Origin of the sequence: Bradyrhizobium sp. LCT2 (assembly GCF_009931255.1) — a bacterium.
Classification (GTDB): Bacteria; Pseudomonadota; Alphaproteobacteria; order Rhizobiales; family Xanthobacteraceae; genus Bradyrhizobium; species Bradyrhizobium diazoefficiens.
In genome coordinates this window covers 684255-698930 of the sequence record NZ_CP034432.1, presented here as the reverse complement: position 1 = coordinate 698930, position 14676 = coordinate 684255, and the positions used below count along the sequence as shown (strand labels likewise).

Below are 14676 nucleotides of genomic sequence, written 5' to 3'. Positions count from 1 at the left end.
TATGAAATCGGAACTTGCGGAAATGGCGGTGGACCAGAAGCGCACCATGCCCGTTGACGACGATGTGCCGGAAACGGTGCCGGTGCCGCATGCGCTCGTGCCACATCTCGACGAGACCGCGATCCTGCTCGACATCGACGGCACGCTGCTCGACCTGATGCCGACGCCGCGCGAAGTGTGGGTGCCGCCGGGCCTGTCGGAGACGCTCAAGCGGCTGGTGGAACGCACCTCCGGGGCGTTGGCGCTGGTCAGCGGCCGCTCGCTCAACGACATCGACTTGATCTTCGCGCCCGACGTCTATCGCGCCGTCGCCGGCCACGGCGCGGAGATGCGGCTGTCGGTGGACAATGAAGCGGATGACGTGCACGCGCCGCCGCTGGACAAGGAGTTGAAGCGGCGGCTCGCTGCGATCGCAAAGCTCAGTCCGGGCATTCTGCTCGAGGACAAGGGCTATTCGCTCGCGCTGCACTATCGCCTCGCACCGCATGCGGAGAAGGCGATCTTCGAGGCTGTCTCGCTGATCCGCGCCGATCTGCCCAATGCGCCGATCGAGGTGCTGCCCGGAAAGTTCGTCTGCGAGATCAAGCATTCCGGCTTCACCAAGGCGACTGGTGTGCACGAGTTGATGAAGCACGAACCGTTCAGGGGACGGCGTCCTCTGTTCATCGGCGACGACGTCACCGACGAGACCGTGTTCGCGATCATGCCTGACATGAACGGGCTCGCTTTTTCGGTGGGCCGCCGTGCCATGGGTGTGAATGGTCACTTCGATGCGCCGAGCGATGTGCGCGCGTTCCTGGCGCGCCTGCTCGATCCGAGGTGAAACAAAGGCAGCGCCACGCTGCAGACATAAAGGCCGTCGGCGCAGCGCCCTAGCGTGCAGCGATGCATGCCGTGCAATAGTACCAAAATGACTGTCTTTGCAGTAGGTTCCGCAAGCGAAACAAGTTCCAACGTGCGCGCCTGACTTTGGTTTCATTTCGTGGAAATGATGACAGGAACCATATTGATGAACGCCAGTTAAACGGGGTGGAATGAACAGGAGGGGACGACCTGTGAACTTAGTCGTCGTTTCGAATCGTGTTGCGCGCGGCAAACCCAACGAGCCCATGACGGGCGGCTTGGCTGCGGCATTGCTTCCCGTTGTGGAACATTCGGGTGCCATCTGGGTGGGGTCTTCCGGCCGCGTGCGTGACGGCCATCAGAAGGAACCGTTTGCCGAGATCGAGGCGCTGGGTTCGGGCGCGATTGCGACGCTGGATCTGCCGGCGGCGCATTACGGCGGCTATTACGAAGGTTTTGCCAATTCGGCGTTGTGGCCGGCGCTGCATTCGCGCAGTGATCTGATCCGCGTTTCGCGCGAAGACTATGTCAGCTATCGCGAGGTCAACGCCTTCATGGCGCGCGCCTTGATGCGCTTCCGCAAGCCCCGGACCGCATTCTGGGTGCAGGACTATCATTTCCTCGCACTCGGTGCGGAGTTGCGCGAGCTCGGCGTTGATGATCCGATCGGCTTCTTCCTGCACACGCCGTGGCCGGTGGCCGCGGTGACGCAGGGCGTGCCCAATCATCGCGAGCTGATCACGGCGATGCTCGCCTACGATCTCATTGGCTTCCAGACCGAGGAGGATCGCCAGAATTTCCTCGGCTATGTCGCCGGCGAGCTCGGTCTCGTCATCGATGATGGTGTTGTGCTGTCGCAGCACGGCCGCACCCGCTGTGAAGTCTTCCCCATCGGCATCGATGCGGAGAAGTTCGCGCAGTATGCCGCCAAGTCCGCCTCGCATCCGGATGTGTCGCGGCTGCGCCGCAGCCTCAACGGCGAGCGTCTGGCGATCGGTGTCGACCGGCTCGACTATTCCAAGGGCCTCGTCAACCGCATCAGCGCGTTCGACCGGCTCTGGACCGAGCAGCCGCAATTCTTGCGCAGCATCTCGCTGCTCCAGATCGCCAACCCTTCGCGCGGTGCCATCGAGGCCTATGGCAATCTTCAGAACGAGGTCGCGCGTCTCGTCACCGACGTCAACGGCCGCCACGGCGAGGTGGACTGGACGCCGATCCGCTATCTCAACAAGGGTTTTAGCCAGGCCGTACTCGCGGGGCTCTATCGCACCGCGCAGATCGGTGTGGTGACGCCGCTGCATGACGGCATGAACCTCGTCGCAAAGGAGTATGTCGCCGCGCAGAACCCGGCTGACCCCGGCGTGCTGGTGCTGTCGAAATTCGCCGGCGCGGCGAATGAGCTCGACACGGCGCTGCTGGTCAATCCGCACGACATCGACGCCATGGCACGCGCGATCGCGATCGCCGCCGCGATGCCGCTCACCGAGCGCAAGATGCGCTGGGACGCGATGATGAAGAAGCTGCGCGGCCATACCATCCAGCAATGGTCCGCCGATTTCGTCGCCGAGCTCGAAAAGTGCCGGATCGAGAAGGCCGCCGTCGCCCCGCTCGCAGCCCAGCCCCCGCAAGCGCTGCGCTGGTTGAAGTCGGCGATCTCGGGCGTGCGGTTGATTTAGCTTCCGTGAAGCTCGCTCTGATCTTCCCCCCTCCCACGAGGGGGGAAGGAAGAGATCGTCAATAGCAATACGACACGCCATCCAGAATCGCGCACTGCCGCTTGTTCGGCGCGTTGGGATCGTCCAGCGGCACCATGCCCTTGCCCTGGCCGACGAACACGCCGGGCCCGACATGCACCGAGCTCTTGTTGCCGATGATCACGCTCGGATGCGGCGACGAGCTCGAGCGCGTCCCGTCCGGCCAGATAATGGCATCGCCCGAAAGCACCCCGCGCCGCCCGTCGTCGCAGCTGACGTCAACCCCTTGGCGGGTGCAGACCTGAGCCAGGGCCGGCCCGGCAAAGGCGGAGCCAAGGGCCGAAATCAGGCCCAGTGCGGCGATGGTCTTGCGGATGGTCATGGCGCCCCCGGTCGTGTTTGGCATTCTCAAATGAATCGTCGCGCCAAACAAGTCCTGGGTTCAGCCAGCAGGCGGTTCCAAAACAGCCGCCGGCGCCAGATATTGTCGTTTCAATACAACATCTTACGGAAAATTCACCCGATTTTCTCGCGGTCTCTTGCAAAATCGCCGGCGCCCCTTCAAGAGAGGGCGCTCCGGAGAGATGGCCGAGTGGCTTAAGGCGCACGCTTGGAAAGCGTGTGTGCGGGAAACCGTACCGTGGGTTCGAATCCCACTCTCTCCGCCATTTTCGCCATTTTCTATGCCAAACCACGATTTGGCTCGTTTGAATTCGTTAGCTTGGCCGAATGTACGAAATGGCTGGCCTGACGGAGTCCAATATCATTGTCGCCATCGACAAGGATGAGGGCCTCTCTTCCAACTCGTCGGTTACGGCCAGACCGCGACAGTGAGCAAGTGGTTTCACTTCAGCTCGCGTTGCTAGCCGGTGGCGCAGTCCTTGAGTTGCTGTCGAAGCCATTGATGACCGCGATCGTTATCGAATCGGGCGTGCCAAGTGGCGTGCAGCGTAAAGGGCCTCGTATTGAACGGCAGCGGCAGGGATTGCAGGACATCACGGTAGCGGTTGAGGAAACGCTGCGGAAGAGTGCAAACGAGGTCGGTCGACTGTAGCAAGAGCGGCACGACGCTGTAGTGCTGAACTGACACGGCGACGCAACGCGTCAGCCCGTCCCTCGCCAGGACATCGTCGATGAAGCCGCGAAAGCCGCCGCCTTCTCCCGAAACGATAATATGCTCCAGGTGCGAATACTCTCTCATCGTGGGCCGCCGCAATCCGCGCGGATGATCCTTACGCTGGGCCATCATGAACCGTTCATCGAGCAGCGGCTGGGACGGCATTCCGCTTGGGACCGCATCTTTCGAAACCAGCGCAACGTCGAGATCTCCCGCCTCGAGCTGGCCAGCCAATTTCATCAAATCGATCGAGCGGAAGGCGAACCGGATTCCCGATAAGCCATCCCGTCGCGAGAACGCGACCAGCCGCGATCCAACAATAGCGGTCGCGTTGTCGTTCGCACCGATTGTGAAAGTTCGATCCGATTTCTTCGGGTCGAAGCCAGCTGGTGCACCGATAACATCTTGCAGATTCTGCAGTGCCAGTCGCAGAGGTTCCTTGAGCTCGTTTCCCCGTGGGGTGAGGACCATGCCTTTCCCCGAGGCGGCAGGTGTCAGCAACTGATCCTTGAAGATATCGCGAAGCCTGGCCAGTTGGGCGGAAAGTGCCGGTTGGCTAATGCCAAGCCGCGCTGCCGCACGGGTGATGTTCCTCTCATCGAGCATCACCTTGAGCGATGCGAGCAGAGGCATGTCATGAGCCCTGATATTCATCCGGATTATACCACATATCTCATCTATCGATTTCAAATATCCCATGACGGAGGACATCAAGGCAAGCCGGATCATATGGGCCGCGAAAGCGGACAAGATAGCTGGGGGACAGATGAGGAAGCTGCCAAACGCCGGTCCTGCTGCGGCGGAGCCCACCATCGAGTTGCAGCGAAGGGTCATGATCGCAGCGACCGTCGGTACGGTCATCGAGTGGTACGATTTCTTCATGTATATCTCGGTGGCTTCGGCCATCTCGGTTAATTTCTTCTCGGCCGACAATCCCGTTTGGGCCAATGTCTTCGCGCTTCTCACCTTCGGCACGGGCTATCTCGTTCGGCCGTTTGGAGCGCTGGTGTTCGGTCGCATCGGCGACATGATCGGACGCAAGCAAACCTTTCTCACCACGATCCTGATGATGGGATCTTCAACGGTCGCCGTCGGTCTGGTGCCGAGCTATGCGTCGATCGGCCTGTGGGCGCCTTCGATCTTGATCTTGCTGCGAATGATCCAGGGATTGGCTCTTGGCGGCGAGTATGGCGGTGCTGCGACCTACATCGCAGAGCATGCACCGCAAGGCCGCCGCGGCTGGTTAACGTCCTGGCTGCAAACCTCTGCACCGATCGGCTTCGCTCTCTCGATGCTATCCGTGTATCTCATGCGCTCCAGCATGACGCCCGAGGCATTCAATGACTGGGGCTGGCGGATCTTGTTCATCAGTTCGGTGTTGCCGCTCGCGATCTCGGTCTGGATTCGGCTGAAGCTGCAGGAATCGCCGCTCTTCCTCAAAATGAAGAATGAGGGGACGCTCTCAAAGTCTCCGATCTACGACACGCTCCGGGCGTTGCCGAACCTGAAACGCGTGCTGATCGCGATGTTTGCGATGGTCGTCCCCCAGAGCGTGCTGCTGGTCGGTGCACAGATCTATTCCCTGGTGTTTCTCACCGGTACGGCCAAGGTCGATCCGCAGATCGCGAGTCTCTTGGTCGGTGCGGCACTGATGTTGACGCTGCCGGTGATGATCTTCTTCGGCTGGTTGAGCGATCGCTACGGCACCAAGATATTCATCCTGGCTGCCTGCGTCATTGGCACGTTCACCTACCTCCCGCTCTACAAGGCACTCATCTTCTATGCCAACCCTGCGCTCCATGCCGCGCAGGCGGCCGTACCCGTAACCGTCGCGGTGGATTCATCGGAGTGCTCCTTCCAATTCAACCCGATCGGAACGGCGAAGTTCACCACAGGGTGCGATATGGCCAAGAACGCCTTGATCCGGTTCGGCGCTCCCTATTTGACTAGGTCCGAAGCAAAAGGGGCGGTCGCGACGGTTTTCGTTGGCAGCAAGCCAATCCCGGTTGGCGCCGCAGGGCAGGCTCCGGATGTCGCGGCGTTCACCGCCAAGTTGAAGCATGCGCTTGAGGAGGCCGGATATCCGAGCCGTGCCGATCCAAGTGCGATGAATTTCGGAATGATCATACTGGTGTTGGCGGCGCTGAGCACGGTTGCCGGCATGATCTTCGGTCCGCTGGCATCTGCGATGACCGATCTGTTTCCGCCTCAGGTGCGTTACACGTCGGTCTCGTTCAGCTATCACGTGGGCAACGGCTATTTCGGCGGCCTCTTGCCGGCGATCGCCGCGGCACTCCAGATCTCCAGCGGCGATATATACGCCGGTCTGTACTACGTGATGGTCATTTCGGCGATCTCGTTCTTTCTCGGCTTGTTCTGGCTGCAATCGGCGCCGGCAGCGGCCAAGGTCGAGTCAGTCGCGACAGCCACGGCCTAGCGGTCACGCTTCAATCTGCACAAGCAAGAAGGTCTGGTTCAAATGACTGCAATGCACGCGATCGGCAACGTTGCCATTCGTCGGGTTGTCGAGATCCGAGGTCCGGGTTTCACCCCGGACTTCCTCTTCCCGGATTGGGATCAGTCGGTTCTGGCGAAGCACCAAGCGCTGATGATCCCGGATTGCTTCGACGAGGCGGAGGGGCGCTTCATCGCGAGCATCCACACCTGGATTCTGAAGACGCAGCACCATACGATCCTGATCGACAGCTGCGCAGGCAACGACAAGAACCGTCCGATGCTGCCGCGCTTTCATCAGTTGAATCTGCCTTTCCTCGCCCGGCTGGCGGAAGCCGGCGTCTCACCTGAACAGGTCGACTATGTCTGCTGTACCCACCTGCACGCGGATCATTGCGGCTGGAACACGCGGCTCCTCAACGGCCGCTGGGTGCCGACATTCCCGAATGCCAAGTACGTCTTCTCCAAGGCCGAGTACGATCATTGGTCCGGCCCGGCTGGCAAGGAAGGCTTCAGCGCCGGCGTATTCGAGGACAGCGTTCTTCCTGTTATCCAGAGCGGACAGGCCGAGATCGTCGATGGCGAGGCTGCGATCGGGGACGGTCTTACGTTCCATCCGACCCCGGGGCACAGCCCTGGTCACGTCGCTATCCAGCTTTCTGACCAGGGACAGAAGGCGCTCTTCAGCGGCGACATCATGCATCAGCCGCTTCAGATCTATCGTCCGGACTGGAACAGCGCGTTTTGTGAGGACGCGGAGCGCGCCCGCGCATCGCGCCTCTGGCTTCTCGAACGGGCTGCGGAAGATCGCTCGACCGTTTTCACGGCTCATTTCGCCAACACGTCAGCCGGACACGTCACACGTAGCGGCGACAGGTTCGACTGGCGGTTCGTGTAACCTGAGGGGACACCGAGATGCATAAATCGATTACCGACGCCATCATCAGCGAAGAGATGATGATCCCGAGCGACACCGCAGGGATCGAACTCTTCGTTCGCAACAAGCGACGGTCCGACTTGGTCCGGTTCTCTGCCGACAAGACGGTCTTGTTCGTCGCGGGATCGACCTATCCGGCGTCGACTTCGTTCGACCTTCGCCTGGACGGCTTGTCCTGGATGGATCATCTGGCCCAGGGGGGCTATGACGTCTATCTCGTCGATGTCCGCGGCTATGGTGGGTCGACCCGTCCGCCTGAAATGGAAGAACCGGCGTCCAACAATCAGCCAATCGTGCGCACACCCGTCGCTGTGCGTGACGTCGACAGTGCTGCTATGTTTATCCGGTCGCGGCGAGGGGTCGACAAGATCAACCTGATCGGGTGGTCGTGGGGGACGACGCTGATGTCACGCTACGCCTCGGAGAACCTGGCGCACGTCAACAAGCTTGTTCTGATCGCGCCGCAGTGGCTCCGGACGACCCCGAGCGCGGCTGATTCCGGCGGCCCCCTCGGCGCCTATCGCATCGTCGAGCGCTCGGCGGCCAAGAGCCGTTGGCTCAACGGCGTTCCCGATGACAAGAAGGACGCGATATTGCCGCCGGCCTGGTTCGATGCGTGGGCGGAGGCAACTTTTGCTAAAACAGGACTCGGGCCGGACAAGCTGCGGGCGCCGAACGGAACGGTTCAGGACAGCCGAGAATATTGGGCATCTGGCAAGCCGCTTTATGATCCTTCCTCGCTCACGGTGCCGGTCCTGATCGTCCATGCCGACCTGGATCGCGACTGCCCAATGGATATGGCGCAAACGGTGTTCAGCAAGCTCTCGGCGGCGCCATATCGCCGCTGGATCGAGATCGGCGAGGGCACGCACTCGGTATTCATGGAGAAAAATCGCTGGCAGGTCTTCGCTGCTGTCGACGGTTTCCTTGGGGAACGGCCTGCAGCCTAAAGAGGGCACGCTGCGATTGCCCAACTCCCGAAATGGCAAGCATGGCGACTCGTCCTCTCAGGCGCCGTAAAGGCGCAAATTTCCATCATTGGTGATCAGCCGGACCTGCACGTCTGGCCGCGTGGCCGCGATGTCGCCAATCTGCGACGCAGGCATCAGGCTGAAGGCGGTCGAGAGCGCATCCGCCTCGGTGGCGGTCGGCGCGATGACGCTGACGGTCCGATAGAGCGCAGGGCTCCGTCCCGTCCGGGGATCGAATAGATGCGTGAACCGGCCCGCCGGATCGAAGCGGAAGCCCGCGCCCGCGGTGGTCGCGACCGCCCGATCAATGAGGTCGATGGTTTCCGTGAGCGCGCCGGCTCGGTCCGGATCGGAAAGGCCGACGCGCCACGGCGTCCCGTCCGCGCGCGCTCCGAGCGCGCGTATCTCTCCCATGTTGACGAGGGTCGTCGACAACCCGCGGGCGCGCAAGACATCCACGACACGGTCGGTGGCGTATCCTTGGGCGATGCCGTTCAGGGTGATCGCAGCGCCATGTCTGAGGAGCGCCACAAGCTTTTCGCTTACGCGCAGGCCGCTGCTGCCCACCTTCGCGAGCGCCTCCGCCAGCTTCCCGGCCGGCGGACCGCCGGGATCCGGATTCTCCGACGAAAAGTGTGCGGCATAGAGCTGCCAGAGCGGCTGGACGGTGGGATCGAAGGTGCCGCCGGTAAGGTCGGAGAATTGCAGCGAGGCCTTGAGCAGCGCGACCATGTCGGGCTCCGGTGCGACAAGGATGCCACTCCGGTTGAGGGCACAAATGGCGGAATCCGCCCGGTACAGGCTGAACTGCCCTTCGAGTCGTCTTACCTCAGTCAGGCAATCCTGAATGATCCTTTCCGCCTCCTCCCGATCGGGATGGAAGATATCGATCGACACCTGCGCGCCGAGCGCCGATCCGCGCCAACGCACTGCCCCGGTCGAGGACGCGTGTCCTCCGCCGGAAAGAAACGCCGAGCCTGCGGTCGCGGCTGCGATGGTGATCATGCGCCGGCGCGTGAGATTTGCTGGTGCCATCGGAAGCCTCGTCAGTTGGTCCGGGCGCTGGGGCGTTCATGCCCGGTTTGATCGACGGCGGCGCTGTCGCTGCCGAGCACGTAGCCGCTCGGAACGTCCGCAAACGTGACGACCTTGCCGCCATTGGCGGCGGTGAAGGCGTCCGCCGCGGCACGATTGCCGAAAGGCACAGCCTCGGCGGCCCCCATTCCGCCCTGCTTGCGGCTCTCGATGACGAAGAACGCCTTTTTGGCGTCGATCCAGTTGGTCGCTCCCGGCTCCTCCCAACTGGGCGCGCGCGCCATGTCGGACACGTAGATCGCGCGGATATCACGGGGCTGATCCGGCATCAGAGTGAAGGCCACGGTGTCGCGCACCGAGGTGAACCAGTACGGGTCGATGCGGCTCGCCGTGATGATCTGCCCTTTGGGGCCAGGGTGTTCGAGCACGTTCATGCCGCAGAAGACCCCCATTGCATCGCTGTTGAGCGCCGCGGGCGGCGGCATGACGGCATCGCTTCCGTCCCGATTGCAGCCGGCGAGGACCAGCGCGACGATCATGCACAGAATCCGCAGGATCATAGCTCCCTCCGAGCGAAGAAGGCGGCCGCAAGCCCGAGCGGCGCGACGACCCAGGCGGTCAGTCCCGTCAACAGCGCGCCGACGCTGGTCGTCGCGGTGCCGGCGAGCCCTGCCATCCCGGAAAACTGGCTGACGTTAAAGCCGGTCAGGTTCGTCATCCGGTACAGGTCCGTCGGATTGAGGAACAGCAGCGCTTCGAGAACGGGTGCGGAGACGATGTTCCCCTGATCGACGACCAGCACGCCGAGCAGTGCCATGTCGAATACCAGCACCATCAGCAGCCAGACTCCCACCGAGATGCCGGCGGCGGTGCCGCGGTCCCGGACCAGGCTGCTGATCAGATAACCGACCGCGACAAAGACCGCCCCGAGCATGACCGAGGTTCCGAGCATCGAGGCGAAGGCATACCAGCTCGCGGCGAGCACCGAGGCGCCGGTCGTCGCGAGGGCAGCGGCCGCGGCGCCGTAGCCGATCACTGTCGCGAAGGCGAGGATCAGGACGTGGCCGCAGAATTTGCCGAGGATCACCTGGCCTCGGCCCACCGGATAACTCAGGAGCAGCGTCATGGTGCCGCGTTCCATCTCGCCGACCACGGCGTCGTGCGAGATCAAGAGGGCGATCAGCGGAAGCAGGAAGATCGTCAGGCTCGACAGGCTGACGACGACGACGTCGAGCGCCCCCGCGCCGACATTGCCGGTGGGTGCGCTTCCCAGGAACGTCAGCGACAAGGCCAGCGCGGCCAAAAGGAGCGTGGTTGCCAGGACCCAGCGGTTCCGTAACCCTTCCTGGATCTCCTTGGCGGCTATGATGACGATCGTTCTCACGCAGCACTCTCCTGCGAATTTAGGAAATGCGCATAGAGCTCATCGAGGGTCGGCGCCGCGATCTCGATGTTGATGACGCCGGGATCACTGGCCGCAGCGCGCAGCACGTCCATTTTGCGCGCCTCGTCGGGCACCAGCAGCATGCGTCCGCGCGGGGTCGCAACACTTGCGCCGTTCATCCACGCCGCGGGAACGCCGGCGCCGGGCGCAAAGTCGACCGAAACCCGGATCGGGAGTTGCGAGATCGAGCGCAGTTCCGACAGGGTGCCCTGCGCGGCGAGGAGCCCGCGGTTCATGATGAGGACATGCTCGGCGCGATCCTCGAGTTCGTTCAGCGCGTGGGACGAGATCAGCACAGTGGCGCCGTCGTCGCGGAGTTCGTTCAGGATCTCATAGAAGGTCTGCCGTAGCGCGGGATCCAGTCCCGTCGTCGGCTCGTCGAGCAGGAGCACCCGGGGCCGGCCGAGCAGCGCCTGCGCCAATCCGAGGCGCTGGCGCATGCCCTTCGAATAGGTCCCGACCCGGCGGTCGGCCGCATCGGTCAGTCCGACGCGATCGAGAAAGGCCCACGCTTTCGACGGTTTGACGTGTTTCAGCCGCGCGTAAAATGTCAGCGTCTCTCGCCCGGTGAGTGCTGCGTTGAAGGCAACGTTTTCCGGAAGATATCCAAGTTGCCGTCGTGCCGAAAATTCACCGGCGGCCGGATCCTCGTCGAGGACGCGGATGGAGCCCTGATCCGGACGGATCAATCCCAGCATCAGCTTGATCAGTGTGGTCTTGCCGGCGCCGTTGTGGCCGACCAGTGCGCTGAGCCGTCCCGGGGCGAGATCGAACGAGACGTCGCGCAGTGCGCGCACTGTGCGGTAGTTCTTCACGACACCAGTCACGGAAACGGTAGGGCTCATCTTCCGCCCTCCTTGCCCGACGGCCGCGGCGGTGGAGCGATCAAGGGGTGGCTGTCGATGACGCCGCCCGGGTAGAGCGCCGGAAACTGAGCCTGGGCCCACCGCAGCACTTGCACCGCAGGGCTGTTGATCAGCACCTTGGCGGAGGGTGCCGTCCACAGCACCCGATCGACGAGATCGTTGGGTCGGTAGGCGGTGTCGGCGATGCCGTCACCGTCGAGATCGAAGGCGGGATTGTCGCTCCAATAATTGCCGCGGCCGCCCTTGGACCAGTCGAGGTTGCGCGTACCGACATATTTGACCTGGTTCCGATTGCCGACGAAGGCGTTTCCGGTGATCTCGTTGCCTTCGGATCCGGCCGTGAAATGAACGCCGATGGCGCAGCGTTCGAACCAGTTGTTCCGGAACCGGTTGTGGTTCGTGTTGTAGATGAACACGCACTTCTCCGGGCCGCTTCGCAAGCTCTGCTCGCGCTTCGTGTCCGGGATCATGCCTCGCTCGTCGTCCGGCCCCTCTTCGCTCCCGACGGACACCGTATCCAATAGTCCGCCCGTCACCCTGTTTCCGTCGATCTCGGCGTAGTTGGCGTAGTTGAACAGGAGGCCGTGATCGCGATCGCGATCGGAGATGTTGTCGCGGATGATCAGCCGGTTCGAGTACATGATGGCGTAGCCGACATGATTTCCGATCGAGACGTTGCCGCTGACTTCGCTGTCGTTGGTGTACATGTAGTGGACCGCGAAGCGGACCTGTTCGAAGCGGTTGCCGACGAAGCGGTCCTTGCGGCTGGAAATGGTAAAGATACCGTCGCGGCCATAGCGGAAGGTGTTGTCCGCAATGGTGACTTCGGGAGCGTTCCAGAGCGAGACGCCGTTGCCGGCCTCGCTGAGGCGATGGCCGCGAAGCCCTTCGATCAAGTTGTTGGCCACCCGCGATCCGGTCGCTCCGTGCACGTAGACGCCGAACAGGTTTCCCACCAGGCGGTTGTTCTCGATGGTCGCGCGTTCGGCGGTCTTCTGGAGAAAGACCCCGGAATTCATCGCCTGCAGGTCGCGCCCCGACCCCCGGATGGTCACGCCGCGGACCGTTACATCGGGCGCGGTCACCGTGACGACGTTGCCGGAGCCCCCGCCGTCCAGCACGGCGCCGGGACGTCCGGTCAGGGCAAGAGGGCGATCGATGCGGATCGAACCGTTGTAGTCTCCTGGAGCGAGTTCGACGACGTCACCGTCGCGGGCACGATCCAGCAACGCCTGCAGCGGTTGCCCCGGCACAGCAGTCAGCGTCTCCGCGCTGGCGAAGCCGGACAATCCGGCGGCGACGAGCGCCGCCGGAAGCATGCGTGACGGAAGACGCACGGTGTCGCTCCCGATCAGACCGATTTCGGCTCGACGAACATGCGGCCCTTCATCTCCATGTGCATGGCGTGGCAGAACCAAGAGCAGTAGTACCAGTAGACGCCCGCCTTGTCGGCGCTGAACGACACCGACGCGGTCGCCATCGGCGCGACCTCCATCTGGATACCGTAGTTCACGATGCAGAAGCCGTGCGTCAGGTCTTCGACCGCATCGATGTTGGTGATGTAGACGGTGACCTGATCGCCCTGCTTGACCTGGAACTGCTCGAGCCCGAACGCCGGAGCGGTCGAGGTCATATAGACCCGCACCTTGTTGCCGTCGCGGATGATCTTGGAATCCGCCTCCAGGTTGATCCCGTCGGCCTTGGCTTGCTTGACCGCATCGGCAAACATCGGATCGGCGCGGTCCCAGATCGAGATCGGGTTGATCTTGGAACGGTGCACGATGGTGGCGTCATGCGGCTCGGCGAAGCTAGGACCGTCATGGACCAGTTTCATCTGGTCGCCCGAGATGTCGATCAACTGATCGTTCTCCGGCTTCAGCGGGCCGACGTTGAGGAAGCGGTCCTTCGAAAACTTGTTCAGCGAGATCAGCCATTTTCCGTCGGCCTCCTTGGTCTGACCCATCGAGGAGTGATTGTGGCCAGGCTGATAGTGGACGTCGAGCTTTTGGATGATGGGATCGACCTTCTCGCCCTTAAAGGCTCGTTTGGCGAGATCGATGTTCCATTTGACGACCTGGCTGTCGAGGAACAACGTCGTGTAGGCGTTGCCCTTGCCGTCGTAGGCCGTATGCAGCGGCCCGAGGCCGAGTTCGGGCTCGGCGACCACGACGTCGCGCGGTTTGATCTTGTCGTCGAACAGTTGGTCGAACAGCCGAACGTCCATCACCGTCACCGTCGGCGACAGCTTGCCTGCCGCGACGATGTGGATGCCGTCGGGCGCGGTATTCATGCCATGCGGATTGTTCGACACCGGAACGTAGCGCGTGTAGGGCGAGCCCTTGCGACCGTCGATCACGGGCACGCCGTTCATTTCCTTGAAATCACCCTTCTTCACTGCCTCCTCGATCCGCTTGAGGTTGAAGATGACGACCCAGTCCTGCTCGTTGGCGGTCATCTCGGCCAGAGTGACGCCTTCTTCGGCGTTGTAACAGGTCGAGAAGCAGTATTTGCCTTGGTAGTCGGAATCGACGTTGTCGAGATTGCCGCTAACCATCACCTGCCAGGCCACTTTCATGGTATCGCCGTCGAGCGCCGTGAAGATGGAGTGATATTCCTTCGGGTTGTCGAGAACCTTGCCGTCGTTCGGCAGCGGAACGCCGTCTTCCCCGTTGCAGAACACATATCCGGTTCGTGGATACTTCTGTAGCCGAAGGCCGTGGACGGTGTGCTGATTCGGCAGTTCGATAATCTTGTCGCACTTCATGACGTCGAGCCGCACCCGCGCCACGCGGCTGTTGGCCTTGTCGTTCATGAAGGCGTAGCGGCCGTCGTAGGTGCCATCCGTGAAGGAGACGTGCGGATGGTGGAGGTCGCCGTTCATGAACGTGCCGCCACGGTTCTTGAGGAATTCGCGGGTTGCCGGCTGCATCCCTTCTGTCAAAACCTTCAGGCTTTCGTTGGTCTGGCCCCAGCCGGTCGCGCTGCAGCGGTTGAAGACCGGAACGCGCATCAGTTCGCGCATCGAGGGGAGCCCGATGATCCGCATCTCGCCGGATTGGCCACTCGAAAAGAAGACGTAATATTCGTCGAGCTCGCCCGGCGCGACTTCGGTCTTCTGCACGGCCGGACGTGCCGGCGGTGCCTTGGGTGCGGCAGATTTGGTCTGCGCGTCGGCGGTCGAGACGAAGCCCGCGCCGTCCTTCGTTACCACCGCCCCGCCGGCAAGTCCCACGCCCGCAGCGGCCGCCGTGGTCCCCAGCAGCGTTCGCCGGCTGACGCCCTTGATGTTGTCGCTGTCGCTCATGATTGCCTCCT

Annotated in this window: 13 protein-coding genes and 1 tRNA gene; 6 read left to right on the top strand and 8 right to left on the bottom strand. The window is 62.4% G+C overall.

All coding sequences use genetic code 11. The features are described from left to right. Nucleotide 1: 1 nt before the first annotated feature. Complete coding sequence (gene otsB / locus EI171_RS04070; protein WP_161532666.1) at nt 2–823, top strand: trehalose-phosphatase; 822 nt, start codon at nt 2–4, stop codon at nt 821–823. 232 nt (nt 824–1055) lie between these two features. Then, nucleotides 1056–2519 carry a trehalose-6-phosphate synthase gene (locus EI171_RS04065; RefSeq protein ID WP_161532665.1) on the top strand — a complete coding sequence of 488 codons (1464 nt, stop codon included), beginning with the start codon at nt 1056–1058 and terminating at the stop codon, nt 2517–2519. A gap of 58 nt (nt 2520–2577) precedes the next feature. Here EI171_RS04065 and EI171_RS04060 read toward each other — a convergent pair whose 3' ends face one another. Then, nucleotides 2578–2919, bottom strand: a complete 342-nt coding sequence (locus EI171_RS04060) for a hypothetical protein (protein ID WP_038966690.1) — start codon at nt 2917–2919, stop codon at nt 2578–2580. Between the two features lie 196 nt (nt 2920–3115). On the opposite strand from EI171_RS04060, the gene EI171_RS04055 reads away from it, so the two are divergent. Further along, a tRNA-Ser gene (locus EI171_RS04055) sits at nt 3116–3205 on the top strand. Between the two features lie 194 nt (nt 3206–3399). On the opposite strand, the gene EI171_RS04050 is transcribed toward EI171_RS04055, so the two are convergent. After that, complete coding sequence (locus EI171_RS04050; protein ID WP_246740450.1) at nt 3400–4629, bottom strand: LysR family transcriptional regulator; 1230 nt, start codon at nt 4627–4629, stop codon at nt 3400–3402. On the opposite strand from EI171_RS04050, the gene EI171_RS04045 reads away from it, so the two are divergent. Genes EI171_RS04045 through EI171_RS04035 form a run of 3 tightly spaced genes read left to right on the top strand, consistent with a single transcriptional unit; the run spans nt 4514 to nt 7995 of the window. Continuing rightward, entirely contained in the window at nt 4514–6091 is a 1578-nt protein-coding gene (locus EI171_RS04045; protein ID WP_246740611.1) for an MFS transporter, read from the top strand. The two genes, EI171_RS04050 and EI171_RS04045, sit on opposite strands and share 116 nt — an antisense overlap. Before the next feature lie 51 nt (nt 6092–6142). Next, nucleotides 6143–7006: an MBL fold metallo-hydrolase gene (locus EI171_RS04040; RefSeq protein ID WP_161532663.1), complete on the top strand. Its 864-nt coding sequence runs from the start codon at nt 6143–6145 to the stop codon at nt 7004–7006. Between the two features lie 17 nt (nt 7007–7023). Then, nucleotides 7024–7995 (top strand): alpha/beta hydrolase, encoded by a 972-nt coding sequence (locus EI171_RS04035; RefSeq protein WP_161532662.1) that lies wholly within the window; start codon nt 7024–7026, stop codon nt 7993–7995. A 57-nt stretch (nt 7996–8052) separates the two neighbouring features. Here EI171_RS04035 and EI171_RS04030 read toward each other — a convergent pair whose 3' ends face one another. The 6 genes from EI171_RS04030 to nosZ are packed head-to-tail and all read right to left on the bottom strand — an operon-like array spanning nt 8053 to nt 14665. Continuing rightward, on the bottom strand, nt 8053–9051 hold the full coding sequence (locus EI171_RS04030; RefSeq protein WP_011083152.1) for an FAD:protein FMN transferase: 999 nt from the start codon (nt 9049–9051) through the stop codon (nt 8053–8055). 11 nt (nt 9052–9062) lie between these two features. Next, complete coding sequence (locus EI171_RS04025) at nt 9063–9611, bottom strand: nitrous oxide reductase accessory protein NosL (protein ID WP_011083151.1); 549 nt, start codon at nt 9609–9611, stop codon at nt 9063–9065. Further along, nucleotides 9608–10435, bottom strand: coding sequence for an ABC transporter permease subunit (locus tag EI171_RS04020; protein ID WP_011083150.1), 828 nt, complete (start codon nt 10433–10435; stop codon nt 9608–9610). The genes EI171_RS04025 and EI171_RS04020 overlap by 4 nt, the downstream gene beginning before the upstream one ends. Further along, complete coding sequence (locus tag EI171_RS04015; protein ID WP_161532661.1) at nt 10432–11340, bottom strand: ABC transporter ATP-binding protein; 909 nt, start codon at nt 11338–11340, stop codon at nt 10432–10434. The genes EI171_RS04020 and EI171_RS04015 overlap by 4 nt, the downstream gene beginning before the upstream one ends. Then, a complete protein-coding gene (locus EI171_RS04010; protein WP_039186341.1) occupies nt 11337–12680 on the bottom strand; it encodes a nitrous oxide reductase family maturation protein NosD in 1344 nt (447 codons plus the stop codon). The genes EI171_RS04015 and EI171_RS04010 overlap by 4 nt, the downstream gene beginning before the upstream one ends. Nucleotides 12681–12712: 32 nt before the next feature. Then, nucleotides 12713–14665, bottom strand: a complete 1953-nt coding sequence (gene nosZ / locus EI171_RS04005; RefSeq protein ID WP_011083147.1) for a TAT-dependent nitrous-oxide reductase — start codon at nt 14663–14665, stop codon at nt 12713–12715. Nucleotides 14666–14676: the final 11 nt, after the last annotated feature.

Excerpts from the sequence above, each read along its gene's own strand:
- otsB (WP_161532666.1), top strand. The coding sequence starts at position 2 with ATGAAATCGGAACTTGCGGAAATGGCGGTGGACCAGAAGCGCACCATG.
- EI171_RS04060 (WP_038966690.1), bottom strand. The coding sequence starts at position 2,919 with ATGACCATCCGCAAGACCATCGCCGCACTGGGCCTGATTTCGGCCCTT.
- EI171_RS04040 (WP_161532663.1), top strand. The coding sequence starts at position 6,143 with ATGCACGCGATCGGCAACGTTGCCATTCGTCGGGTTGTCGAGATCCGA.
- EI171_RS04035 (WP_161532662.1), top strand. The coding sequence starts at position 7,024 with ATGCATAAATCGATTACCGACGCCATCATCAGCGAAGAGATGATGATC.
- EI171_RS04030 (WP_011083152.1), bottom strand. The coding sequence starts at position 9,051 with ATGGCACCAGCAAATCTCACGCGCCGGCGCATGATCACCATCGCAGCC.
- EI171_RS04025 (WP_011083151.1), bottom strand. The coding sequence starts at position 9,611 with ATGATCCTGCGGATTCTGTGCATGATCGTCGCGCTGGTCCTCGCCGGC.
- EI171_RS04015 (WP_161532661.1), bottom strand. The coding sequence starts at position 11,340 with ATGAGCCCTACCGTTTCCGTGACTGGTGTCGTGAAGAACTACCGCACA.
- EI171_RS04010 (WP_039186341.1), bottom strand. The coding sequence starts at position 12,680 with ATGCTTCCGGCGGCGCTCGTCGCCGCCGGATTGTCCGGCTTCGCCAGC.
- nosZ (WP_011083147.1), bottom strand. The coding sequence starts at position 14,665 with ATGAGCGACAGCGACAACATCAAGGGCGTCAGCCGGCGAACGCTGCTG.